The 23,836-nt window shown below is 68.2% G+C and carries 19 protein-coding genes; 10 read left to right on the top strand and 9 right to left on the bottom strand.

Features of this window, described 5'->3' with window-relative positions; translation table 11 throughout:
* Window positions 1–79: 79 nt before the first annotated feature.
* A complete protein-coding gene (locus tag ACLQ2Q_RS13930; RefSeq protein WP_425821052.1) occupies window positions 80–1,813 on the bottom strand; it encodes a flavin reductase in 1,734 nt (577 codons plus the stop codon).
* Complete coding sequence (locus tag ACLQ2Q_RS13925; protein WP_425821051.1) at window positions 1,810–3,048, bottom strand: styrene monooxygenase/indole monooxygenase family protein; 1,239 nt, start codon at window positions 3,046–3,048, stop codon at window positions 1,810–1,812. The genes ACLQ2Q_RS13930 and ACLQ2Q_RS13925 overlap by 4 nt, the downstream gene beginning before the upstream one ends.
* 217 nt (window positions 3,049–3,265) lie before the next feature.
* Between ACLQ2Q_RS13925 and ACLQ2Q_RS13920 the strand changes: the two genes are divergently transcribed.
* Window positions 3,266–4,273: an AraC family transcriptional regulator gene (locus tag ACLQ2Q_RS13920; protein WP_425821050.1), complete on the top strand. Its 1,008-nt coding sequence runs from the start codon at window positions 3,266–3,268 to the stop codon at window positions 4,271–4,273.
* 297 nt (window positions 4,274–4,570) lie between these two features.
* Window positions 4,571–6,394 (top strand): glycoside hydrolase family 15 protein, encoded by a 1,824-nt coding sequence (locus ACLQ2Q_RS13915; RefSeq protein WP_425821049.1) that lies wholly within the window; start codon window positions 4,571–4,573, stop codon window positions 6,392–6,394.
* A 191-nt stretch (window positions 6,395–6,585) separates the two neighbouring features.
* On the opposite strand, the gene ACLQ2Q_RS13910 is transcribed toward ACLQ2Q_RS13915, so the two are convergent.
* From ACLQ2Q_RS13910 to ACLQ2Q_RS13885, 6 genes are all read right to left on the bottom strand, one after another.
* Entirely contained in the window at window positions 6,586–7,788 is a 1,203-nt protein-coding gene (locus tag ACLQ2Q_RS13910; protein WP_425821048.1) for a multidrug effflux MFS transporter, read from the bottom strand.
* 40 nt (window positions 7,789–7,828) lie between these two features.
* On the bottom strand, window positions 7,829–9,454 hold the full coding sequence (locus ACLQ2Q_RS13905; RefSeq protein WP_425821047.1) for a dipeptide ABC transporter ATP-binding protein: 1,626 nt from the start codon (window positions 9,452–9,454) through the stop codon (window positions 7,829–7,831).
* Window positions 9,451–10,377 (bottom strand): ABC transporter permease, encoded by a 927-nt coding sequence (locus tag ACLQ2Q_RS13900; RefSeq protein ID WP_425821046.1) that lies wholly within the window; start codon window positions 10,375–10,377, stop codon window positions 9,451–9,453. Before ACLQ2Q_RS13900 ends, ACLQ2Q_RS13905 begins: the two co-directional genes overlap by 4 nt.
* Window positions 10,374–11,327: an ABC transporter permease gene (locus ACLQ2Q_RS13895; RefSeq protein WP_425821045.1), complete on the bottom strand. Its 954-nt coding sequence runs from the start codon at window positions 11,325–11,327 to the stop codon at window positions 10,374–10,376. Before ACLQ2Q_RS13895 ends, ACLQ2Q_RS13900 begins: the two co-directional genes overlap by 4 nt.
* Window positions 11,327–12,877, bottom strand: coding sequence for an ABC transporter substrate-binding protein (locus ACLQ2Q_RS13890; RefSeq protein WP_425821044.1), 1,551 nt, complete (start codon window positions 12,875–12,877; stop codon window positions 11,327–11,329). Before ACLQ2Q_RS13890 ends, ACLQ2Q_RS13895 begins: the two co-directional genes overlap by 1 nt.
* Window positions 12,878–12,955: 78 nt before the next feature.
* Window positions 12,956–13,447, bottom strand: coding sequence for a VOC family protein (locus tag ACLQ2Q_RS13885; protein ID WP_425821043.1), 492 nt, complete (start codon window positions 13,445–13,447; stop codon window positions 12,956–12,958).
* A gap of 147 nt (window positions 13,448–13,594) precedes the next feature.
* Between ACLQ2Q_RS13885 and ACLQ2Q_RS13880 the strand changes: the two genes are divergently transcribed.
* The 3 genes from ACLQ2Q_RS13880 to ACLQ2Q_RS13870 are packed head-to-tail and all read left to right on the top strand — an operon-like array spanning window position 13,595 to window position 16,923.
* Complete coding sequence (locus ACLQ2Q_RS13880) at window positions 13,595–14,656, top strand: Gfo/Idh/MocA family protein (protein ID WP_425821042.1); 1,062 nt, start codon at window positions 13,595–13,597, stop codon at window positions 14,654–14,656.
* Window positions 14,653–15,720 (top strand): Gfo/Idh/MocA family protein, encoded by a 1,068-nt coding sequence (locus tag ACLQ2Q_RS13875; RefSeq protein WP_425821041.1) that lies wholly within the window; start codon window positions 14,653–14,655, stop codon window positions 15,718–15,720. Before ACLQ2Q_RS13880 ends, ACLQ2Q_RS13875 begins: the two co-directional genes overlap by 4 nt.
* Window positions 15,721–15,732: 12 nt before the next feature.
* A complete protein-coding gene (locus ACLQ2Q_RS13870) occupies window positions 15,733–16,923 on the top strand; it encodes an ROK family protein (RefSeq protein ID WP_425821040.1) in 1,191 nt (396 codons plus the stop codon).
* Between the two features lie 78 nt (window positions 16,924–17,001).
* On the opposite strand, the gene ACLQ2Q_RS13865 is transcribed toward ACLQ2Q_RS13870, so the two are convergent.
* Window positions 17,002–19,230: a tannase/feruloyl esterase family alpha/beta hydrolase gene (locus ACLQ2Q_RS13865; protein WP_425821039.1), complete on the bottom strand. Its 2,229-nt coding sequence runs from the start codon at window positions 19,228–19,230 to the stop codon at window positions 17,002–17,004.
* Window positions 19,231–19,546: 316 nt separating this feature from the next.
* On the opposite strand from ACLQ2Q_RS13865, the gene ACLQ2Q_RS13860 reads away from it, so the two are divergent.
* Genes ACLQ2Q_RS13860 through ACLQ2Q_RS13840 form a run of 5 tightly spaced genes read left to right on the top strand, consistent with a single transcriptional unit; the run spans window position 19,547 to window position 23,836 of the window.
* A complete protein-coding gene (locus tag ACLQ2Q_RS13860; protein WP_425821038.1) occupies window positions 19,547–20,533 on the top strand; it encodes an ABC transporter substrate-binding protein in 987 nt (328 codons plus the stop codon).
* A 4-nt stretch (window positions 20,534–20,537) separates the two neighbouring features.
* Window positions 20,538–21,368 carry an ABC transporter permease gene (locus ACLQ2Q_RS13855; RefSeq protein WP_425821037.1) on the top strand — a complete coding sequence of 277 codons (831 nt, stop codon included), beginning with the start codon at window positions 20,538–20,540 and terminating at the stop codon, window positions 21,366–21,368.
* On the top strand, window positions 21,365–22,189 hold the full coding sequence (locus ACLQ2Q_RS13850) for an ABC transporter permease (protein WP_425821036.1): 825 nt from the start codon (window positions 21,365–21,367) through the stop codon (window positions 22,187–22,189). The genes ACLQ2Q_RS13855 and ACLQ2Q_RS13850 overlap by 4 nt, the downstream gene beginning before the upstream one ends.
* Entirely contained in the window at window positions 22,182–22,982 is an 801-nt protein-coding gene (locus tag ACLQ2Q_RS13845) for an ABC transporter ATP-binding protein (protein WP_425821035.1), read from the top strand. Before ACLQ2Q_RS13850 ends, ACLQ2Q_RS13845 begins: the two co-directional genes overlap by 8 nt.
* Window positions 22,979–23,836 carry a PaaX family transcriptional regulator C-terminal domain-containing protein gene (locus ACLQ2Q_RS13840; RefSeq protein ID WP_425821034.1) on the top strand — a complete coding sequence of 286 codons (858 nt, stop codon included), beginning with the start codon at window positions 22,979–22,981 and terminating at the stop codon, window positions 23,834–23,836. Before ACLQ2Q_RS13845 ends, ACLQ2Q_RS13840 begins: the two co-directional genes overlap by 4 nt.

The following is a 23,836-nucleotide window of genomic DNA, read 5'->3' as shown; positions in this document are numbered from 1 at the left end:
CACCACTCAGCGGTACGCCCGGTCAAGGATCCTCAACGAAGGCACAGACCTTCTCGTGCGCGCGGGCGTGGTAGCCGCGCTACTCAGCAGGCAGCGCCGACGCGTGCGGGGCGGTGTCGCGATACCCACCACCATGAAACACCAGCGGGGGGTCCGGCCGGTACGAGTAGCGTTCGACCTCGCCGATATAGATCACGTGGTCTCCAGCGTCGTGCCGGGCGACGGTGCGGCACTCGAACGTCGCAATCGCATCGGCGATCAACGGCACCCCGGCGATGCCCTCGGTTACCGGCACTCCTTGGAATTTGTCGGTGGCCGCTGAGGCGAACTGTCGTGAGAGCGGATGCTGGTCGCTGGCCAGGACGTTGATCGCGTAGTGCGTCGCGCGCTCGAAGTCCCCGAGGCTGCGCAGATGCCTGCCCGGACACCACAGCACCAGTGGGGGGTCCATCGACACCGACGCGAAGGAGTTCGCCGTCACTCCGACGTTGTCGCCGTGCGGATTCAGTGTGGTGACGACCGTCACCCCTGTCGCGAACTGCCCGAGCGCGCGGCGAAAGTCGCGCAGGTCGAACACGGCCTCTCCGTCGGCCGCGCGATCCTCGACGAAGGCCTCTGCGGCGCGCGCGTCGCTCCACCATGGGAAGAGCGTTCGAGGGTCGTCAAAGCCGGCGGCGATGGCGGCGGCGAGCGACGGGTGCCGACCGGCCTCAGCGAACAGCCGCTCCTGCTCGGGGCGGAGGCCGGACAGCAGGTCGTTGGTCCAGATCGTGGACCATTGCGCCCACGCCCGCCAATACTCTTCGAAGGTCTCCGTCATCCATGAGCGGTCGAAAGGAAGCCGGCCACGACGGATGATCGCTTCGAAGTAGTGCTCGGCCGCGATCGTCGCGTTGTTCGACCCCTGACCGGTCAGCGGATCATTGAGGATCACCGCGTCCCCGAGTCCCATCACCACCGCTCCGCTGGGAAGCTCGCCGACCGGCCTGCGAACGATGGGAGCGACCCGCCCCCGGAGGACCGCACCCGCGTCCGTGAGCTCGGCGCCGTGAAACCTCTCGGCCTCGTCGGGGAAGTGCCGTCGTAGCAGCTCCATGCCGCGCTCGAGGTGAGCATCCGGTGTCGACACGTTGGCCCAGGCGTCCATTGGGCCTCCTGACACGCCTTCGAACACCAGCATCTGGCAGTCGCCGCTCGTCGTGACACCCGGGAAAGTGAAGAACTCGCCGACTCCGGGACTCATGTGCAGCCGGATGCTGTCACTCGTGTTCGCCGCCGTGCGGCGCACATACGTGACCGCCGATGTTCGCTGCGGACGGTCGTAGCGGGTTCGCGAGCGGTCCGTGACGAATACCTGTGACAGGTCGGCTTTGCCGGTGGCAACGACGACCAGGTCGGAGGACGCCGCGAGCACGTCGAGCCGGGATGGCCGGATGTCCTCGACGCGGAAGTCGCCCCCAGCGAGCGTGAACTGTTCGATCCAGTCGCTCACCTTGATCCGCTGATCGATCGACAGGGCTGGCCGGTCCAGCGGCGCCCACCACTTGGCCGTCCCCTGAAGGGCGACGTCGAGACCACGGATGGCGACGCTACGAGGTCCGGCGTAGATCGCGGCGTCGCTCAGCCCCGCTTGCATGGCGAGCGCTGAGCCGAACAGGCACTGGCTCGACATGATCGACCCGGTGCGGATCTGCTCTGCGGATCGATCAGAGAAGAGGACGACCGCAACGCCGGCCGACTGCAGCTTGAGCGCAAGCTGCGCCCCGGCCTCGCCCGCCCCGACGATCGCAACGCGCCGTGGCGCGTCCATCATGCCGCGCGAGCGGTGATACCGGCCAGGTACCGATCCGCCCCCTCAGGGTCGAGGAAGTAGTCGCCGTAGTCTGCGGGGTCGTCGAAGCCGTTGGCGAAACGATGGGCGATCTCGGGGTATCGCGCGGCAGACCCGAGCACTCCGAGCGCGTGCGGTGGCGGCGGCTGGAGGAGCGCGTTCGTCCAGTCGATGACCGGCTTGACCCGCGCCCAGTAGCGCTCGAACGCGCCCTGCTGGAATGCCCGGTCGTAGGGCAGCGCCCCGTGATCGAGGATCGCTTCGAGGTACGTCTGCGCGCTGCGGGATGCGTTGTTGGATCCCTGCCCGGTGATCGGGTCGTTCAAGACGACGACGTCGCCGATGCCGAGCACGGTGCGACCCGAAGGCAGCGCCGCGACGGGTTTGCGCACCGTCGGCGCGAAGCGCCCCTGCAGCACGCCGCGATCGTCGGTGAGCGTCACGTCTGCCGCACGCTCGGCCTCCCACGGGAGGAAGGTGCGTAGGACGTCGAGGGATGCCTCGAGGTGCTGCTCAGGTGTCAGACCGGCCCACCGATCGAGAGGGCCGCCGGGGACGCCCTCGAACACGAAGATGTCGCACGCCCCGGTGATCGTCAGAGCCGGGAACGAGAAGAACTCGCCCACACCGGGGATCAGGTTGAAGCTGACCCGCGAGAAGTCGGGCGTCGGCGTCAGGCCGTGCACATACGTGAGGGCGAGGGCACGCTGCGGCGCGTCGTACGTGCTGCGCTGTGCGTCACGCTCGAAGAGACGCGCGATCTCACCCTTGCCGGCCGCGACGATGACGAGCTCCGACTCCTGGGTGTAGCGTTCCAGTTCGGCGATGCCAGCCTGTTCGTAGACGACTTCACCGCCGCGACGGGTGAACAGGTCGATCAAGGCGGGAAACTTCACCCGCTGGTCGATCGACTGCGCCGGGCGGTCCAGGCGGGCGGCCCAACTGAACAGCTTCTCCCCCGGTGCAGCCGGATCAGGAACCGCGAATCCGATCCCCTCCACCCAGGGAGCGGCGTTCCACATGTCGATGCCCACATCGCGCTCGTAGCCGAGCGCCGAGGCGAACATGCACTGACTGGAGGCGACCGAGCCAGACCGGATCTCGCCCGGCGTCCGATCCGAGATGATCCGAACCTGATATCCGTTATCGAGGAGACCGAGCCCGAGCTGAAGGCCGGACTGGCCGGCGCCGACGATGGTGACGTATCGATGTGACATGCGTGGAGCTGCCTTTCGGTGTGATGCTCCTCGTCCTGCTTCGGCCGGAAGGAGCGGATATGCCGTAGTGCGACTCTGCGGACCCCGGCGTACAGTGGCACCGTCGATGCGACTGCGTAACTGGAGTCAACTCCGATGACGGTGCGCCCTGCTATCCGCACGACGCAGGATCTGTCCATCCGACGCGGATCGAGTTCGCGCAAGGAGGCGACCCGCCATGAGCACGCCCGCTCGAATCGAATTGCCACAGGCCGATGACGTGCTCTCGTCTCGGGATACGGTCGCGCGGGATGATGTGGACGACGCCCAGGCGACGATCTCGGACCTGTTCTGCACCCACGTCCTGAGGCCACTCGGGCGGGATCCCGTGCACCTTCGACTGCGATCAGCACACCTGGCGACGACCGGTATCGAATTCCTCGACTACGGCGGACCCGTGCAAATCTCCCCGGTGGGTCTGAACGACTTCCACCTGGTGCAGATTCCGCTGACGGGCCGGGCGACCATGAGTGCGGGGCGCGTCGAAGTCGAATCCTCCCGCCACGTTGCGACCGTGCCTCCCATCGACCGGGACTTCGTGTTGCGCTGGGACGCCGGCACCCCGCACCTGATCGTCTACGTGGGACGCGACGAGCTGGTCCGTGTCGCCGCTGCGATGTACGGGCTGGCCGAGCCGCCGCAGCTGACGGTCGCCCCGCAATTGAACCTCGACACGATCGACAGCCTCCGATTCCTCCGCGCCGTCGTCGAGCTCCACGACACACTTCAGCAGCCTGTCGGCACTGACGACTATGCCGGCAAGCTCGCGGCCGAACTCATGATCATCCGCCTGCTCCAGTCGATCGAGCACTCGCTCGGTGGCCGTCCGAAGGCGTGGGCCACGGCATCGACGGTCGTGCACGGCGACAGCATCTATCGCCGTTACCTGGCCCTTCTGGACGACGCGGCGTATACCGAAGCGGGCGTGATGGATGCCACAGCAGCGATCGGCGTTCCGTTGCGCACGTTACAGGAGCACGTCCGCGCGGCGGCTGGAACGACTCCGTCCGCGCTGCTGCGCGATGCGAGATACCGTCGCGCTCACGAGCTCCTCGCGGCATCCGACCAGACCCATGAATCGGTCACCTCGATCGCCCAGCGGTGCGGATTCGGTCACCTCGGACGCTTCTCGGTCGACTACCGAGCGCGGTACGGCGAGAGTCCCGCCCAGACACTGCGGCGATGAGCGGCACGGGAATCGCATCAACCCTCTGAGATGACCGCACGGCGCCTCGACGTCATCGATCCGTAACTTGACCTCGTAGGGCAGAGCAGGCACGCTGGGCCGCGAGGCAGAGTGCGACCCAGGACACGTCGCAGGGCACTCGGGGCTAGCTCACCGAGACGAGGCTCGGCCTGGTGGACCCCGGAGAATCTCCGATTGCGACCGCTAGGAGGCAGTCGATCGCTTCCTCGAAGGCGAGCAGGAACCTCTCGCTCGCATTCACCCTTGCAGACGCACGCTGACGGGAGGCGGCCACCGATGAGTCAGACGCCGATCGCCGAGTACGCATTCTTGTCGAATTCCCGTACGAGTGCGCTGGTCAGTCGGGATGGACGCGTGGACTGGCTGTGCCTTCCCCGTTTCGACAGCACTCCCGCCCATGCCCGCCTGCTGGATGAGGATGCCGGCTACCTGGCTCTCCGGCCCGCGGACCCACGCGCAAGGGCGGAGCGCCGCTACCTGCCGCAGAGTCTGGTGCTCGAAACCACCTGGACATCCGCTGCCGGTGAGTTGAGGGTGCGTGACGCGCTGAGCCTCGGCGAGAACGAGCGAGGGCATGACCTCGGCCTGAATGCGCCGAGCATTCTGCTCCGAGACGCCGAGTGCGTCAGCGGTGAGGTGGAGGTTCTGGTCGAGTGGTGTCCGCGTCCCGAGTTCGGTCTGATCCATCCGCGTCTCGGACCCGTTGCTGGAGGGTTCCTCGCGTTGGGCGGTGCGACGCAGCTGCTGCTCTCCATTGAGGCCCCGCTCTCCACGGGCGTGGTGGGCGCTTCCGGGACGATCGCGCTCGCTGCCGGAGACCATCTGACTCTCGCACTCGAGCAGTCCGACGCATGGGATACCCCACCGGCACCCCTCGGTCAGCGACAGGTCATTCGGAGGATCGAGAACACCCAGGCGGCGTGGGAGAGCTGGTCGAACCTGCACCAGCGATACGAGGGACCGCTCAGAGAACTCGTTCATCGCAGCGGCGTCATCCTCCAGGGTCTCACCTACGCCCGCAGCGGTGCCATTCTCGCCGCCGGGACTACGAGCCTCCCCGAAGGCATCGGCACGGCGCGCACCTGGGACTACCGGTACACGTGGGTGCGCGACGCCAGCCTCACCATGCGTGGGCTGTTCATCGCGGCATGCCCGGAGGAGGCCTCCAAATTCTTCGCCTTCCTCGCGAGGGCCACCTCGACCCAGCTCCAGCGGGGGCTGCCCATGCAGATCATGTTCGGCATCGGCGGTGAACGCGACTTGACAGAGCGGTCGCACCCTCAACTGCGCGGATGGCGGGACAGCGCGCCAGTGCGCACCGGAAACGGCGCATGGGCGCAACGCCAGCAAGACATTTACGGGGCCCTCCTCGACGCGGCCTACACCCTCCGCAACCAGCTCCCCGACCTGGCGGAGCCCAGTCGCGAGCTGCTCATCGCCGCCGTGGAAGCCGCCGCCGAAGGATGGCAGACGCCCGACTTCGGAATCTGGGAGATCCGCGGGCCGCAGCGCCGCTACCTCCACAGCACGCTGATGTGCTGGGTGGCCCTGGACCGTGGCATCGCGCTCGCCGACATGCTCGGCGCAACCGACCGTCTCGAGCGATGGGCGAGGGTGCGGGACGAGATCCGGCACGCGATCGTCGCCGAGGGCTGGAATGCAGCTGAGGGCGCCTATACCCAGAGTTTCGGGAGCCGGGAACTCGACGGATCAGCTCTTCTGCTTGTGCTGACCGGGTTCCTCCCGCCTGACGACCCGAAGTTCGCAGCAACTCTCGAGAGGATCATGGGCGAACTCGTCGACGAGCGCGGTCTCGTCCGCCGATACACCGCGGATGACGGACTTGCCGGCGAGGAAGGGAGCTTCCTGCTCTGCACGTTCTGGCTCGCGGAAGCGCTCGCGACGGTCGGTCGAACGGAGGAAGCGCAGGGCGTGTTGATCCGAGGGGCAGGCTATGCGAACGACCTCGGTCTGCTCGCGGAACAGGTCGACAGCGAGACAGGCGAGCTCCTCGGAAACTTTCCGCAAGCCTTCAGCCACCTGGGGCTCGTCATCGCCGCGGAGGCGCTGAGTGACGCACGCGCCCGGCAGCTGAAGTGAACACCGGCCGGGTGAACCCCGCCCGGCACGCACACTCGATCGGCACTGGATCGGACGTTTCCCGCACAGTCATCGCCCATCGGCGAATCGTTCACACCACCGACGCGGGTAACGGCGTCCGACGGAACTGTCCGCTTGGGGATCCTGACCGGCCCACGCGCTCGGGAAGCGGCTGTGCCGGTGGCCCCGTCTCAGTCCGCTGTGGAGCTCTCCGGGTCCGCCCCGCGGCGGGTCACCACGAGGATGCCGACGAGTCCGGCGCAGCAGGCGATCAGCATCAGGACGACCATCGCGATCGCCGGGGCGACACCTCCCGAGATCGGGCTCACCAGCCCGCCGACCAAGAACATGCTCGTGCCGAGCAGGGCGGACGCGGATCCGGCTCGGTTCCCGCCCCGGGCCATCGCGAGCGACACGCACGTGGGCGTGATGGCCCCGCATGGCGTCACCGCCCAGACGAGACAGACGACGAGCAGCGGGATGGAGCTCCAGCCTTGTGTCATCCTCACCACGATCAGGGCGCCGAGTGCGATGATGCCGAGCAGCTGCACGCCGGACGCTATGGGAAGCGTGACACGCGCACCGTGGCGCCGGACCAGGCGGGCATTGAGCAGGCTGACCACGACGAGTCCGCCGCCCACCGCCGCGAAGCACAGCGCGAAACCGAGCTCGGTGAGGCCGAAGACGTTCTGCAGCACGAAGGGAGCGCTGGAGATGTAGGAGAAGAGGATCGCGGCCGTGAAGAGCACCACGACCATATAGCCCAGGAACGTGCGGTCACGCAGCAGGTGCCCGTACGAGTGCAGGACGGGTATCACCGCGGCGGACGTACGTGCGTTCCGTGGATGCGTCTCTCGGATGACGAACTGGGCGAGGAGCATCATCCCGATGCCGAGAAGGGCCAGCGCCACGAAGACCGCTCGCCATCCCGCCGCCCCGATCAGGAGGGCACCCGCCACCGGGGCCACGACGGGCGCGGCCCCGGAAACCGCGGCCATCTGCGAGTAGAGCCTCGTGGCGGTGTTGCCGCTCGTGATGTCGCGCACGACCGCCCGGGAGAGCACGAGACCGACCGCACCCGCCAGGCCCTGGATCGCCCGGAATGCGATCAGCCACACAGCGTCGGGGGCGAGGGCGCATCCGAGCGAGGCCAGCACATAGAGTGCCGCGCCGATCACCATGGGGATGCGGCGCCCGAAACGATCCCCGAGCGGGCCGGCGAACAGCTGCCCCACCCCGAGACCCAGCAGACACGCGGACAGAGACAGCTGGATGACCTGCGGCGAGACTCCGAACTCCGTCGCCATCGTGGGCAGCGCCGGGAGATAGGCGTCGAGGCTGAGCGGGCCCGTTGCAGCCATCACCCCGAGCGCCAGGGTCAGGGGGGCGGTCACCCGTCGGGGGTTCGCGCCCTCCGTCATCGCCCGCCCGCCGTCATCCTCTCGACTTCGGCAAGGTGGGTGTGGCGGCGACCAGGTCTCTCGTGTAGGGGTGCTCGGGCGCGGTGAACAGCGCCTCCGAGGACCCCGCCTCGACGACCTCGCCGTGGCGCATGACGAGAGCGTCGGACGTCATATGCCGGATGACGCTGAGATCGTGCGAGATGAGCACGAGGGCGAGCCCGTGCGACGCCCGCAGACGCATCAGCAGGTTGAGGATCTGAGCCTGCGCCGAGATGTCGAGGGCGGAGGTCGGCTCGTCGGCCACAAGGAGTCTCGGCTCGCTGGCGAGGGCCCGGGCGATGCCGACCCTCTGGCACTGGCCGCCGCTCAGTCCGGAGGGCCTGCGATCCATGGCCTGCAGCGGCAGACCGACCTCGTCGAGAAGTTCACCGGCCGCGGCGGCCCCGGCCTTCTGAGTCATCGGGTGCCATCTTTGCAGAACCTCGGCGACCGTCTGCCGCGGCGTGCGCCACGGTGTCAGGGACCCGAACGGATCCTGGAAGATCATCTGCACTTCCCGGCGGGTCTTGCCGATCGCCCGCCGCCCGCCCCACGACCGCCCGTTCACGAGGACGGATCCCGTCGTCGGCGAGAGCGCTCCGACGATCATGCGGCCGAGCGTCGTCTTCCCACTGCCGCTCTCCCCCACGATCCCGATCGAGTCGCCCGCCTTGATCTCCATGGACATCGGCGCCACCGCCGGTGCCTTGGCGTGCCGGAAGGTGACGGACACGTCGGTGAGCGACACGATGGTGCGGGCATCCGTCTGCACCGGAATGGCAGCATCCGGGGCGCGCAGCTCGCCCGTCGATCGGTTCAGAACCGCAAGCGGCGCACCCGGGGCGGACGTCTCGGGACGGGCGGCCAGCAGCGCCTTGGTGTAGGGGTGCTTCGGCGCCGTGAGCACGTCGTGCGTGCTGCCCGTCTCGAGGATCTCGCCATCGCGCATCACCGCGACGCGCTCGGACACCATGCCCACGACGGCGAGGTCGTGGGCGATCATGAGGAGCGACATCCCGGTTTCCCTGCGCAGCTCCCCGAGCAGCTTGAGGATGTTCGCCTGCACGGTGACATCGAGCGCTGTGGTCGGCTCGTCGGCGACCATCAGCTCCGGCCGGCCGGCGAGCGCGAGCGCGATCATGACGCGCTGGCGCATCCCGCCCGACAGCTCGTGGGGGTACGACTTGAGCACGTTCTCGATGCGCGGCATGTGGACGTGCTCCAGCAGCTCGCGAGAGCGGGCGCCGACGTTCGCGCCGGGGTCGAGGGCGCGAACGGCCTCTGCGATCTGGTTGCCGATGCGCACGACGGGGTCGAGGCTGGAGAGCGAGGCCTGCGGCACCAGCGCGATCCGTCTGCCCCGGAGCTTCTGCCACGCGGGGTCGCCCTGCGCGATGGGCTGCCCGTCGAATCGCAGTTCGCCGGAGGTTACCGTGCCGCCGATCCGATCGATGAGGCCCGTGATGACGCGCGCGGTGACCGTCTTGCCGGATCCCGATTCGCCGACCAGCGCGAGCGACTCGCCGCGGGCGACGTCGAGGGTCACATTGCGCACCACGGCGCGTCCGCCCAGCTCGACGGAGATGTCGTTCAGGGACAGCAGGTTCACGGCGCTCACTTGTTCCTCCTGGAGTCGAGCAGGGAGTCTGCGACGAAGCTCAGGGACAGGCCCGTGAGCGCGAGCACGACGCCCGGCAGGATCGTGATCCACCACGCCTGCCGCAGGAAGGCGCGTCCCTCGTACATGATGCTTCCCCACTCGGCAGCCGGCGGCTGGACGCCCGCCCCGAGGAAGGGAAGGGACGAGAGGATGACGACGACCATGACGATGTCGCTGACGGCGAGAGCGACGGTGATCCGGCTCACGCCAGGCACGATGTGGCGGGTCACGATGCGCGTGTTCGAGATGCCCGCGACCCGGGTGGCGAGCACGAAGTCCGAGTCGCGGAGCGCGAGCGCCTGTCCTCGGGCGACCCGCGCGTAGCCGGACCACATGACGCACATCAGGGCGATCATGGCCGCCGGAAGGCCCGGAGGCGCTGGTCCCCAGGACGTGTCCGGCCCGATCAGCACCACGAGCGCGAGCAGCAGGATGACGAGGGGGAAGGCGATCACGGCATCCACGATGCGCATGATCAGCGAGTCGATCCATCGGGCACCGGAACCGGCCAGCGTTCCGAGGAGTGTTCCCACGACGAGGGCGAAGATCGTGACGATGACGGCTGCCGAGAGGTCGACGCGACCGCCCACCAGAGTACGGAGGAAGACGTCCCTGCCGACGGCATCCGTGCCGAACGGGAAGGCCAGGTTCGGCGCCTGGAACGGAGCGGCGACGAAGTCGTCGGGACCGTACGGGTAGAAGAGCGGGACGAAGATGCAGGCCAGCACGATGATGCCGAACACCGTGGCGCCCACGATCCGGCTGGCCGGCGCACCGACGACGGCACGGAGCCATCCCAGCGCCCAGACCCGGCGGTCGACGACAGCGTCCGTCGCGACGAGGTCGGTCACGATGGGGTCGATTACTTTGCGGTCGGTCACAGGGTCCTCGCTCGCGGGTCGACGAATGTGTAGGCGATCTCCACCACATAGCCGCTGATCACGACGACGATGGCGGAGACGAGTGCAATGCCCTGGATGACCGGGTAGTCGCGTCGGGAGACGGCCTGGCTCATCTCCGATCCGAGGCCGGGGATGCCGAAGACCGACTCGACGATGATGGCTCCGGTCAGCAGGGTGGCGAAGCTGATGCCGATGAGGGTCAGCACGGGGAGCAGGCTGTTGGGAAGCGTGTGCTTCATCGTGAGCACGCGTGCCGGCAGACCGCGCATGAATGCGGCCTCCATGTACTGCTGTCCTTGGGAGTCGATCGCCGACTGACGAACGGTCCTGGTGACGAGCGTCGACATGGTCGTGGACAGTGCGACCCCGGGGAGGATGAGATATGCGAAGTTCTCCGGCCAGGTCCCCGGCCATCCGCCGGCCGGCAGCCAGCCGAGCGTCAGCGAGAAGACGAGGATCAGGAGCAGTCCCACGAGGAACGCGGGCGTGGAGAACGTGATCATGCTGGACGTCCGCACCGCCAGGTCGACCCCGCGCCGCCGGGTGAGGGCGGCGAGCAGCCCGAGGATGATGCCGACCGTCACGCCGATGACGATCCCGGCGAGGGCGATGGCGGCGGTGGCGGGGAGCGCGTCGCCGATGATGTCGGCGACCGAGCGACCCGGCTGGGACGTCGACTCCCCCAGGTCGCCCCGGAACAGCCCACCCACGTAGAGGAGGAACTGCTCCGGGACTGACTTGTCGAGGTTGAGCTGGCTGGCGAGCTCCGCGGCCTCCTCGGGCGAATACTCCGATCCGAGGATCACCCTCACCGGGTCGCCGGGGATGAGTCGCACGAGCAGGAACACCAGGACGACGACAACAGCGATGGTCAGAAGAGCCTGACCGGTCATCCGTCCGATCCGGGTCGTGACTGCTCGTGCGTTCATCAGTTCTGCGACTCCATCCGTGCCATCGACTGCACGAGCGTGAACACGCCGTCGGGAAGTGTCGAGACACTGCCGCGAACCCACGGGGCGAGCGTCACGAACGGCTGGTCCTCAGAGAACTGCTCCTCGACGGCCGCCTGTGCCTCCAGGCGCTCGGCGCCGGTGGTCGCGTTCACCTGCGCGATGAGCTGATTCATCTCCTCCGAGTTGTATCCGGTGAACTCCGACTTGAGGGGACCGGTGCCGAGCAGCGCGTTGGCCATGAGCTGATCCGGCGTGTTGGAGGCGCTCGCCATCGCGCCGGGCACGATGTCGTAGTCGGCGGCGAACAGGCGGTCGACGAGAGTCGCGCCGTCCACCTTCTCGAGCTCGACGGTCATGCCGATCTCCTCGAGCTGCTGCTGCACCATCAGTGCCAGCTGGCCGGAGAACGCGAAGTCCTGGTCGGAATAGACCATGTCGACCGTGCAGCCGGACTCGCACTCCGTGCCCTTGAGGAACTCCTTCGCGGCATCGAGATCCTGCGCGACCGGCTTGCTGTCATCGTAGGCGTCGGTCCCCGCGGGCCAGAATCCGGACTGCGGCGTGTTGTACTCGCCCCAGATCGAGGACACGATCGCCTCCCGGTCGATCGCCGCGTTCACTGCTTTGCGCACATCGGCGTCCGCAAACGGTCCGCGGGTGTTCTGCAGGCGGAGGTCGAAGAATCCGTACACGTCGGTCATCAGCACCTGCGGACCGGCGTCGCCGGCGACTTGAGTGATGAAGTTGGGCGCGAGATCGCCCGCGAAGTCGACCTGACCGGACTGCAGCTGGCTCAGCGCCGAGTTGCCGTCGGGGATGATCTCGAACGTCACCTGCTCCACGGCAGGAGCCTCACCCCAGAAGTTCGGGCTCGCCGTCAGTTCGAGCTTGCTCGATGCCCAGCCCTCCTCGATCGTGTACTGACCGGACGTGACCGTCGGCGCCTGGAAGTAGGTGTCGGCGTCAGCCATGGCGGAAGCAGGGAAGATCGCCAGCAGACCGGCCTGCCCCTCGAACGACGGGTACGGCGAGGGGAAGGTGAACTCCACGGTCGACTCATCGGTCGCCGTCACGGTGCTGATTCGATTCGTCGTCGAGGCGATCCGGCTGCCCTCGACGGCTTTGTGCCGGTTGATGGTGGCCGCGACATCCTCCGCCGTGATCGGGGAGCCGTCCGAGAATTTCGCATCCCGGAGGGTGACGGTCGCCGACGTGAAGTCGTCGCTGTACGTCACGCTCTCTGCGAGTCCCGGCTCGGTCTCGCCGTCGGCCGTCACCACGAACAGCGAGGTGTTCATCAGGGCGCTGACCGCCCGGTCGGTCGCTGAGACGGTCGCCGTCGGGTCGAAGCTCGCCGTCTGGGCGGCCAGCGAGATCACGGCCGAAGGGATGGCGGCGCCATCCCACTCTGAAGCGGAAGGGCTGGCCGCGACGCCGCCGCCACCGCCTCCCGCGCATCCGGCGAGCACGGTAGCGGCGGCAACCGCCGCCACGAGCGTGACAAGCCCTCTGGACTTCTTCGTCATGTCAGAACACTCCTTGTTCATTGGTGCATCAGTGCGGAAAGCCTGCTGGCTTGTCGTGCGGCAGTGGCTACTGCCGATTCAGCGCCGGTCGGCGCCGCCCTGCGACTCAGGGACGTCTGTGGATCGGTAGGAGACGATCTCGAGGATGTTGCCGAACGGATCACGCACGAACGACCAGTCCATGTCGTGGCGCTCGAAGTATGAGGCAGGCATGACCTCGTCACCGCCGCGTTCGATCAGCTCCGCGGTCGCGGCAGCGCAGTCGTCGACGACGATCGCGATGTGGTGGATGCCGGCGGCCCCGGGAGTCGGCGAAGCGAGACCTGGGCGCTGCACGATCTCGAGCCGGATCCCTCCGGCCTGGAGGTGCGCCCACGCCATCCCGCTGGACTCGTTCTCCCACCTGTCAGTCACGGAGAGCCCGAGCGCGTTCACGTACCAGTTCACGGCGGGGTCCAGCTCGTCGACCATGATTCCCACGTGGTCCACGCGAATGAGCTCGACCGAACGGGCGGCCTGTCCGGCATAGGCGGTGCGGGGTGCGGGGGAATCGGTGTCGTCCTTGATCACAGAATGATGGTGCGCCATCTTTTGCCCGTTGTCAAGCAGAAGTTGTATTTTCTCGGACATTGTGCTGTCCTTGACGCATTGACTTACGCACATACGCGGTCACGGATGTCTCGCTCGACCGACTCGAATCGCGAAGAAGGGATTCTCATGCCGAACAGGACGCGCTCGATCCGCAGCCCTCTGCGGGTCGGCGTCATCGGCACCACGGCGTACGCCGAGACGCACATGAGACGTGTCAAGGAGCACCCGCAAGCCGTTCTCACAGCCATCGCCGGCCGGGATCGCACGCGCGCAGAGGCCGTCGGCGCAACGCACCACGTGCCGCAGGTCTACGCCGGGTACGAAGAGCTCATCGGGTCCGGTGAAGTGGATGCGCTCATCGTCGTCGCGCCGGATGATCTGCACGAGCCCATCGCCATCGCGGCGTTCGGTGCGGGGATCCACGTGCTCTGCGAGAAGCCGTTGGCGAGCACGCCGCAGGCGGCCCGTCGGATGATGGATGCCGCGGACGCGTCGGGGCTCGTGAACATGAGTTACTTCGCCCTGCGGACATCGGCGCATCACCGTCACCTGCGTCAGCTCGTCGCAGAGGGACTGATCGGGGCGGTGCGCACCGCGAACTTCACGCTCGCGCACGGCTTCTTCCGATCGCCCGAATACAACTGGCGGTTCGACGCCTCGCGGGGCGGGGGCGTCGTCGCCGACCTCGGCTGCTACCTCTTCGATCTGGCCCGCTGGTACGTCGGCGAGGTGCGCTCGGTGGCGGCACACGGTGCCGGTTTCGTCCACCGCCCGCACCCCGACGGCACGGCGTATGCGACCGCAGACGACTCCTGCGTCGGTGCGCTGGTCTTCGAGACGGGAGCGCACGCCACGTTCGAGGTGAGCGTGCTGTCGCACATCGGCGCGGGCGCGCAGCGCAACACCGTCCACTTGCAGGGTGAGACCGGTCGTCTCGAGCTGACGCACACCTTCGCGGGTTCCGAGCTTCGGTACGCCCCGGACGATCGCGGTGACTTCGCCGTGCTCGATCTTCCCGGTGATCTTGCGGCGCCGAGCGGTGATGCCGAGTTCATCGATGCCGTTCTCGCCGACGTGCAGGTTCTCCCCCGGTTCGCCGACGGGTGGCGGGTGCAGCAGATCGTGGCTGCGGCAGAAGCCGCCGCCCACTCGAACAACTGGGTCGACGTGAAGGAACGCACCGCATGATGAAGGTCGCAAGCGTCAGCTTCTGGCACCTGCACGGCACGGACTACGCACGCGATGCCCAGGCGCATCCCGAGCTCGATCTCGTGTGCCTGTGGGACGAGGATCCGGAGCGAGGGGTGGCCGGCGCGGCGCAGCACGACATCCCGTACGTCTCCGACCTTGACGACATCCTCGACGACGCCGAGATCGACGGCGTCATCGTCTGCAACCCCACGGCCGAGCACCTGGATGTCGTCCTGCGCTGCATCCGGGCGGGAAAGCACGTGTTCATGGAGAAGGTCATCAGCGCGTCGCTGGCCGAGGCATCCACCATCGTTCAGGAGGCGCGCGCCGCCGGCGTCGCACTGGTCGTCTCGCTGTGGCGATCGGACCGCGGGTACACCACGCAGATCGCGGAGCTCGTCGAGAGCGGGGTCGTGGGCGAGGTGACCTCCGCACGGGTGCGCGATGGGCATCCCTTCGCCCTTCCCGCCGACGGGCGACCTGATGGCACGCTCCCCGACCGGTTCTGGGATCCCACCGAGGCCAAGGGCGGAGTGCTCATCGACCTCTGCCATCCCCTCTATCTCCTGGCGCGCATCGTCGGCACGCCGCAGAGCGTGGTCGGGACGTTCGGGCACGTCACCGGACGGCGCACCGAAGACAACGCCGCGGTGCTGCTGTCATACCCGAACGGGGCGATCGGCATCGCCGAGACCTCGTCGGTCACGCGCATCACGCCGTTCACGATCGAGGTGCACGGCACCGAGGGAAGCATCCTCTATTCGGAGCCGGGGATCGGTGCGCTGGTCGCGGCGCGGAACGGGGGCGGTCCCGCGCGCGGCGACGGCCCAGACGAGCGGCCACGGCTTCGCGTGCGCTCCACGAGGACGGGAACGACGGGGTGGCAGGAAGTCGACGTGCGGCCGGACGCGTCGCCCGCGCTGTGCCAGTGGGTCGAGCAGATGAAGACCGGCGAACGCGGGAACGGCAACCTGGAGCTCGGACTCGCACTGTCCGCGATCGTGGAAGCCGCCTACGAATCCGTGACGCAGCAGCGCGCGGTCGCCGTTCCGGCCGTGTGATTGACTTTCGGAATGCGAGATGAGGCCGTGCTGACGACATCTGGCGGGATAGGCACGGGAGAGCTTTTCCAGATCTTCCTGGACGGCCGGGCACGTACCAAAGCCGAGCTCGGGGAGATCACCGGCATGTCCCGCAACGCCGTGTCGTCCAGGGTCGACGCGCTCCTCAGAGGCAGGTTCGTGGTGCCCGTCGGCTCCGACCCCTCCTCCGGCGGTCGCCGGCCCGCTCGACTGGCCTTCAACGCCGACGCCGGCGTGGTGCTGGCCGTCGACCTCGGGGCCACCCATGCGACGATCGCCGTGACGAACCTCGCCGCGTCGGTGCTCGGGCTTCACTCGACGCCGATGGCCATCTCTGCGGGGCCGACCGAGATTCTCGACCGCGTCTTCGAGATCGGAGCCGAGCTTCTCGAGCAGCATGCCCCTCAAAAGCCCCTGTACGGGGTGGGAATCGGGCTGCCCGGCCCTGTCGAGCACTCGACAGGACGCCCGGTCAAGCCGCCGATCATGCCCGGATGGGACGGCTTCGACGTCCCGGAGTACGTCCAGCGCCGCTTCCCCGTGCCGGTGTACGTCGACAACGACGTCAACGTCCTCGCCCTCGGGGAGAGGACGCTCAGCTGGCCCGACGTCGACGACCTGGTCTTCGTCAAGGTCGCGACGGGGATCGGCGCCGGAATCATCTCGGGCGGGGTCCTGCAGAGGGGTTCGCAGGGGATCGCGGGCGACATCGGCCACGTGCGCGTGCCGCACAGCAAGGACTCCGTGCGGCCGATCGACGACGAACGCGGGCTCTCCTCCATCGCGAGCGGGACGGCCATCGCCGCCGAGCTGCGTGCCAAAGGCCTGGAAGCCGCGAACGGCTTCGACGTCGTCCGTCTCGTCGAACAGGGCCACCCGGCGGCGATCGCCGCCACCCGTCAGGCCGGCCGCGAGGTCGGAGAGGTACTCGCCATGGTGGTGAACACGCTCAATCCCGCGATCATCGTGATCGGCGGCGTCGTCGCCACCGCCGGTGACCACCTCCTGGCCGGCATCCGGGAAGTGGTGTACCGCACCTCGATCCCGGCCGCCACGCAGAACCTCCAGGTGGTGCAGACGAAGGCGAAGGAACGGGCGGGGGTGCTCGGAGCGGCGATTCTGGTCACGCAGCAGGTGCTGTCCTCGCAGAACGTCGAAGCCGTCGTCGCCCGCCACGCCTGAGCCGAGGGCACCGAGCGCACCGCTGACCCGGGAACCCGACGCGAGCGTCGAGTCCCCGGGCCATTTCTTCTGTTTGACCTAGCGGACGACCACCACCCCGTAGCCCTTCGTCGGTGCGACCGCTGCGCTCCCCTCGTAAACGGCCACGATGGCGTGCACTCCGCGGGGTAGCTTCCCCACCGGAATGGCGACCTTGCCGTCGGCAGCCGTGCCCGTGAACGTCCTCCCGGCCGTCGTGACGGTGACCGTTCCCTCGGCATCCGCCCGGAGAGGAAGGATGCGCACAGTGACCGTCACGGGTCGAGATGCCGCGGCGACGAGCAGCGGCGTGGTGGTGACCACAGCCGCAGACACCCAGCGCACGGTGACCCCGGCGCTCGTCGCGTTCGCCGTGCCGGAGCCGTCGGAGGCGGTGACCTCCACCGTCAGCGCCTTGCCCTGATCAGCCGATCCCACGAGGTAGGTCGGTGCCGTTGCACCTGGGATGGCGACACCGTCCCTTAGCCATCGATAGCTGAACGCGAGGTTCTCGCCCGCCCACTCTCCGGGAGTCGCCGAGAGCGTGCGTCCGACGTCGGGCTGACCGGATACCACCGGCGCGGTCACGCCGACCGGAGTGGCCGGCTGATCGCACACGAAGCTGTCCGCGCTCTCGGGGTCGCCTTCCCTGTACACCGCGACCGACGGGTACACGCACAGCGGCCGCGTCCTCGTCGGCGACCACGATGCGGGTACCTCCGCGTTGGTGCTGGACACAGAAGCCACCAGCCGGTCGGGCGCGTGGCCCTGTTCGACCCAGTCCACCAGAGCGGCGAGCGCGGCGTACTGATCGGTTGCCGGACCGCCCTGCACGTGGCCCATCCCCGGAACCTCGAAGTAGCGCACGAACCGCTCGGCGTCGCCGTCATTGCGGGCATCGAGCTGGTCGTACCAGGCGGCCGTGTCATCGGCGGAGAACACCGCATCCGAGGCGCCGTGCACCACGATCATCTTGCCGCCGCGATCGCGAAGCCTCTCGAGGTTCGTGGGATCGGGCGGCGTCATGTACGACATCGCGCTCTGGGTGTAGATGCCGCTGGACTGGTAGATGCTCGCCGCGGCGGCGTCGATGTCCAGCCCGAGCGCGTACGCCGGCAGCGACGCAAGCGGCGGCGCGTCCGGCGGTGTGGTGAAGAGATACCCCACGGCGCCAGGATCGAGTGCCACCGATGCCGTGAACTCCCAGAACCCCCATCCCGGCTGGACGAGGCCCGGGTCGAACGGGAAGGAGCTGTAGATCGGCTCACCGTCGCTGGTGCGCGCTCCGGCGAAGATGTCCGACACGACCGACTTCTGCTCGACGGTCAGACACGTTCCATCCCGGTCGGCGTCGCACGTCGGCACGTCGCGATCCAGCGAGAAGACCTGCTGGCAGAGGGCGCTGGCCTGTACCATCCCGTCGGCCAGTCCGTCGAGCGCATCGCAGCGCGCCAGGACCGACGCCGCGATGACGGCGCGTTCCGCCGGGGTCAACGCCGTCGAGATGTCCGCCGGGTCGGTGGCCACTGTCGCGTACCGCTGCGCTCCCCAGATCTGCGCCACGGCCGCCTGGGGAAGGTTGAAGCCGGGCGCGATGGGGAGGAACCCGTCGTACTGATCGGCGTAGCGCGCCGCTCCGACCATTGTGTGCCGCCCGCCGTTGGACCCGCCGGTCATGTACGAGCGATCGGGGCCACGGCCGTATCCCGCCTCGATGAGCGCTTTCGCCATCGGCGTGAGCGTGCCGACGGCTTGGTAGCCGTAGTCGAGCCGGGCTTGCGGATCGAGCCCGAACACGGGGCCCTGGCTGCCGGAGTGCCCGGCATCCGAACTGATGACGGCGAACCCCATCTGCAATCCGCTCTCGCCGCCCCCGGTGCCTCCGAGCGCCGGAACGACCGCTCCGTCCAGGCCCCCGTTCGCCTGATAGAGGAAGCGCCCGCTCCAGGCCACAGGAAGGCGCATCTCGAACCCGATCGCGTACGTCGCACCGTCGACGTCGCTCACCCGCTCGTTCATGCGTCCGGTGACCAGGCAGTGCTCCCCCACTTCCACGCCGTTGACGGAGCCGGCGGGCACGACCTCCGCACCGTCGATCACCGTGCTCGGATACGCGAACTCCGCGAGCCCCTCGCATTCGGCGAGCGTGCCGGGCTGGGCCGCCGTGAGCTGCGGCGGATCGGAGGATTGCTCCGCGGCCGAGACGGGAGCGATGGCGGCGCTCATGAGCAGCGCACCGGTGGCGAGCGCGGAGACGAGAGCGCTCCGGCCGCGTCCCCAGCGCGTCATCGCCGATCTCCCCTGCTCGTGATGAACGGAAGGCACCTGATTACGACGGACATTGTCGATCCTCTCCTTGCCGCGCCGGCGAGGCGACGTGCGCACGCGGGTTGTGACGACGGCGCGCACCGTTGCTCGCCGATGCGGCTACGGTAGCCCGCTCCGCTCCGTTACTCAACCGATTTGTGACGCCCGTCACCAAATCCTTGACAATCAGCGTGACGTGATCGACCATTGCAGTGTCACCACGACGACGTGAGACCGGATGCCGCGGGCACCTCCCCCTCGTCGCGAGACGCTCCCGACACCACAGAGAGGCCCGTTCATGAAGAAGAGGCTCGCCGCGCTCGGCCTGCTGGCCGCCGCCGCACTCGCGCTCGCCGGATGCACCGATTCCGGTGCCGCTCCGTCATCCGCTCCGACGGAGAACGATGCGGAAGGCGGCGAACTGACCGCGGTCCGCGTGGCCGCCCTGCCTATCGCCGAGACCGGGGCACTGTGGGGCGCGATCGATGAAGGCATCTTCGAGGAGCACGGCTTCGAGGTCGAGATCGTGCCGGCCCAGGGTGGTGCGCAGGCGATTCCCGCACTCCTCAGCGGCGACATCCAGTTCGCCATCGGCCAGCCGTTCGGCCCCATCCGGGCCGATCTGCAGGATCTCGGCGTCGTCGTGATCGGCAACTACGCCAGCTCGCTCGAGGAGGGCAAGGACGTCAACGCGGTCGTCTCGCTCGCGGACTCCGGCATCACGACGCCCAAGGATCTCGAGGGCAAGCGCGTGTCGGTCAACAGCCTCGGCGCCGCGGGCGATGTGACCATCATGAAGGCGGTCGAGGACGACGGCGGCGACCCCTCGACGATCGAGTTCGTCGAGGTCGCGTTCCCCGACGCACAGGCGCAGCTCGACGCCGGCAACATCGATGCCGCATGGGTTCCCGACCCGTTCATGTCTCAGATCGTCGGCGCCGGCGGCAACCTCGTCGTGCACCCGTACCAGGCGACGATCCCCGGCCTGCCGCTGCTCGTCGACATCACCACCCAGGAGCTGCTCGACACCGAGCCGGAACTCGTCTCCGAGTTCGCCGACGCGATGGCCGAGGCTCTCGACTGGGCCGCGGCCAACGAAGACGCCGTCCGGGCGGCGATCGTGGAGAACCTCGGCATCCCTGAGGAAGCGGCAGCAGGGATCACCCTTCCGAACTTCACGTCCGAGGTGGATGTCGACGCCATCGAACAGCTCGTCGCGCTCGCCATGCAGTTCGGCGTGCTCACCGAGGAGCCGGACCTCGACACGCTGATCCAGCAGCAGTAGCTCCATGGCCACCGCCGACGCCCCCGCGGTCGCCGCCCCCCGCCGAACCAGGCGGTCCGCTCACACGGCGCGCACGTTCGCGCTGGGCGCCGGCGGCATCCTGGGCTTTCTGATCCTCTGGCAGCTCATCCCCACGCTCGGGATCGTCAGCCCTCAGTACCTGCCGTACGCGACGGAGACCCTGGCGCGGATGGTCGCGGAGTTCCGGGATCTGGAGTTCTGGCGCAACGTCGGTCGCACGATGACCGCGTGGTTCCTGGGTCTGCTCATCGCGACGGTCGCAGCCACCGTGCTGGGCACGATCATCGGGCTCGTCCCGTTCCTCCGGCGAGCCACCCACACGACCGTCGAGTTCCTGCGGCCGATCCCGTCCGTCGCCCTGATCCCGCTCGCCGTGCTCCTCTACGGCATCCAGCTGCAGGCGGCGCTCGTCATCATCGTCTTCGCGAGCTTCTGGCAGGTCTTCGTGCAGGTGCTCTACGGCGTCGCGGACGTGGATGCCGTGGCCCGCGACACGGCGCGCGCGTTCGGGCTCACCCGCGCCGAACGGGTGCGGTACCTGATCCTTCCCACCACACTCCCCTACCTGATGACGGGGCTGAGGCTCGCGGCATCCGTCGCCCTCATCCTCGCCATCACCGCCGAGATGGTGATCGGCACACCGGGGCTGGGCAGGGCGATCGTCTTCTACCAGGCAGCCGGAGACTGGGTCGGTGTGTACTCGCTCGTCGTCGTCACAGGACTCCTGGGACTCGCGATCAACCTGGTCTTCCGCCTTATCGAGCGGAAATCGCTCGCGTGGCACCAGTCGGTGCGGGGGGAGGAACTGCTGTGACCCTCTACACCAGCACCGTCCGCGTGCCGCCGCAGCGCTCGCAGGCGAGGAGGCGCGCCGGCGAGAACATCGCCTACGCGATCGGGCTGCCGTTCCTGCTCCTCGTGCTGTGGGGGGTGTGGGCGACCGTCGCCCCTGCGAAGTTCTTCCCACCGCCGCTGGTCATCCTGCAGGCGTTCATCGACACTTGGGTGGGACCCGCCTTCTTCACCGACGTGCTGCCGAGCCTCGGCCGTCTGGCGCTGGGCATCGTCCTCTCGATCGCGATCGGCATCGTCGCGGGCACCCTGATCGGCCTGAACCGGTGGCTGCGTGAACTGCTGGAGCCCCTCCTGGAGTTCTTCCGCGCCATCCCGCCGCCGGTTCTCATCCCGATCGTGATGCTGCTGATGGGCATCACCGATGCGATGAAGGTCGCGGTGATCGTCTTCGGCGCCGTGTGGCCGGTGCTGCTGAACACCATCGAGGGCGTCAGGTCGACCGACAGCGTCATGACCGAGACCGCCCGCTCCTTCGCCCTCACCCGCGGGGAGAGGCTGCGCTACCTCGTGCTGCCCTCGGCCAGCCCACGGATCATGGCGGGAGTGCGCCAGACCATGTCGGTCGCGCTCATCCTGATGGTGATCTCGGAGATGTTCGCATCGTCGTCCGGGCTCGGATACCGGATCGTCTACTTCCAGCGCAACTACCTGATCGCCGAGATGTGGAGCGGCATCCTGCTGCTCGGCCTGATCGGAATCCTGCTCGCCGCACTGTTCGGCATCGTCGAGAAGCGCGTGCTGCGCTGGTACCACGGAATCAAGGAGGTCGAACGTGCCTGAGACCCTGCTCAAGGTCGAGCATCTGAAGAAGGTCTACGAATCCACGACGGGCGACGTCGAGGCCATCGGCGACATCAGCTTCGAGATGGGCTCCGGCGAGCTCGTCTGCATCGTCGGGCCATCGGGATGCGGCAAGACGACGCTTCTCAAGTGCATCGCCGGCCTCCTCCGCCCCACCCAGGGAACCGTGGACCTCGACGGAAAGCGGGTCACCGGACCTCCGCCCAACATGGCGCTGGTGTTCCAGGAGTACGGCCGCAGCCTCTACCCCTGGCTGACGGTGCGTGGCAACGTCGAGCTTCCGCTGAAGCACAAGAACCTCGCCGCAGCCGAGCGCGATCGCCTGATCGACGACGCCCTCACCGCCGTCGGCCTGGACCACGCCGCCCGGAGCTACCCGTGGCAGCTCTCGGGCGGGATGCAGCAGCGCGTCGCGATCGCGCGTGCGGTTGCCTACCAGCCCGAGGTGCTCATCATGGACGAGCCGTTCGCCGCCGTGGATGCGCAGACACGGGCTGATCTCGAGGACCTCGTCCGGCGACTCCACCTGGAGCGCGGGATGTCGATCCTGTTCGTGACGCACGACATCGACGAGTCCGTGTATCTTGGCGAGCGCGTCATCGTGCTCTCCAAGTCGCCGACCTGGGTGCAGGAAGACCTGTCCATCGATCTCTCCCCCGCGCGCGACCAGATCACGACGCGGGCGCTGCCCCGCTTCACAGAACTGCGCACCCATGTGTACGAGCAGATCCAGCGGGCGAAGCGCGGGGAGGCCGTACGGCCGGTCGCGTGAGCATCGCACCGGCCGAGAAGGGGAAGAGCATGCGCAGCCGCCAGCCCAAGCAGCTGCTGCTCGCCTTCTTCGGCGAGCACGTGGTCGATCAGGACGTGCCGCCGCTGCGGGCGAGCTCTCTCATCGAGGTGCTCGAGGGGGCGGGCGTCGCGGCGCCCGCGACACGGGCGACGCTGGACCGGATGGTGCAGCGGGGCCTCCTCACCCGCGAGCGCCGCGGCCGCGAGATCCTCTTCTCCCTGACCGAGGAGGGTGGCGCGGTGCTCCGCGAGGCGACCGAACGGGTGAGGGGCCCGCACCCTTTCCAGCCGCACGGCACCGGCTGGACCCTGGTCACCTTCACGGTGCCGGAGGATCAGCGGACCCTGCGGCACCGCCTTCGCTCCGCCCTGACATGGGAGGGCTTCGCACCCCTGCGGGACGGCCTCTGGCTGGCGCCCGGCGAGGTGGATCTCGACGCAGCGCTCGAGCCGCTGCGCGCCGACCTGCCCGCCGCAGCCATCACCGCCTTCCACGCGCGGGAGCTGCCCGGATACGCCATGGCCGACAATGTGCGGGCCGCGTGGGACATCGAGAAGATCCGCGACGAGCACCTGGCCTTCATCGACACGTGGAGCGCCGCGTCCACCGCCGCGGAGGCGGGCAGCCCGCTCTCCGCACGTGCGATGCTCGTGGCCGACTGGCTCGCGCTCCTGGGAACCGACCCGCGGCTTCCTCGGGCCTTCATGGACGACGACTGGCCGGCGGATCGTTCGTACGAGGTCTACTGGGCCGCGCGAAACGCCCTGGAGGCGGCATCCACCCGGCAGTTCACCGCGTTGACCGCTGATGGCACCCAGCGCCGCGCGTCGTAG

This window comes from Microbacterium sp. DT81.1, assembly GCF_049844955.1.
Taxonomy (GTDB): Bacteria; Actinomycetota; Actinomycetes; order Actinomycetales; family Microbacteriaceae; genus Microbacterium.
The sequence above is the reverse complement of the archived record's forward strand: the minus strand, read 5'-3'. Positions and strand labels throughout refer to the sequence as shown.

Coding starts and splice junctions, on each gene's coding strand:
- ACLQ2Q_RS13930 (WP_425821052.1), bottom strand. CDS start 1,813: ATGATGGACGCGCCACGGCGCGTTGCGATCGTCGGGGCGGGCGAGGCC.
- ACLQ2Q_RS13925 (WP_425821051.1), bottom strand. CDS start 3,048: ATGTCACATCGATACGTCACCATCGTCGGCGCCGGCCAGTCCGGCCTT.
- ACLQ2Q_RS13920 (WP_425821050.1), top strand. CDS start 3,266: ATGAGCACGCCCGCTCGAATCGAATTGCCACAGGCCGATGACGTGCTC.
- ACLQ2Q_RS13915 (WP_425821049.1), top strand. CDS start 4,571: ATGAGTCAGACGCCGATCGCCGAGTACGCATTCTTGTCGAATTCCCGT.
- ACLQ2Q_RS13895 (WP_425821045.1), bottom strand. CDS start 11,327: ATGAACGCACGAGCAGTCACGACCCGGATCGGACGGATGACCGGTCAG.
- ACLQ2Q_RS13890 (WP_425821044.1), bottom strand. CDS start 12,877: ATGACGAAGAAGTCCAGAGGGCTTGTCACGCTCGTGGCGGCGGTTGCC.
- ACLQ2Q_RS13880 (WP_425821042.1), top strand. CDS start 13,595: ATGCCGAACAGGACGCGCTCGATCCGCAGCCCTCTGCGGGTCGGCGTC.
- ACLQ2Q_RS13875 (WP_425821041.1), top strand. CDS start 14,653: ATGATGAAGGTCGCAAGCGTCAGCTTCTGGCACCTGCACGGCACGGAC.
- ACLQ2Q_RS13870 (WP_425821040.1), top strand. CDS start 15,733: ATGCGAGATGAGGCCGTGCTGACGACATCTGGCGGGATAGGCACGGGA.
- ACLQ2Q_RS13865 (WP_425821039.1), bottom strand. CDS start 19,230: ATGACGCGCTGGGGACGCGGCCGGAGCGCTCTCGTCTCCGCGCTCGCC.
- ACLQ2Q_RS13860 (WP_425821038.1), top strand. CDS start 19,547: ATGAAGAAGAGGCTCGCCGCGCTCGGCCTGCTGGCCGCCGCCGCACTC.
- ACLQ2Q_RS13855 (WP_425821037.1), top strand. CDS start 20,538: ATGGCCACCGCCGACGCCCCCGCGGTCGCCGCCCCCCGCCGAACCAGG.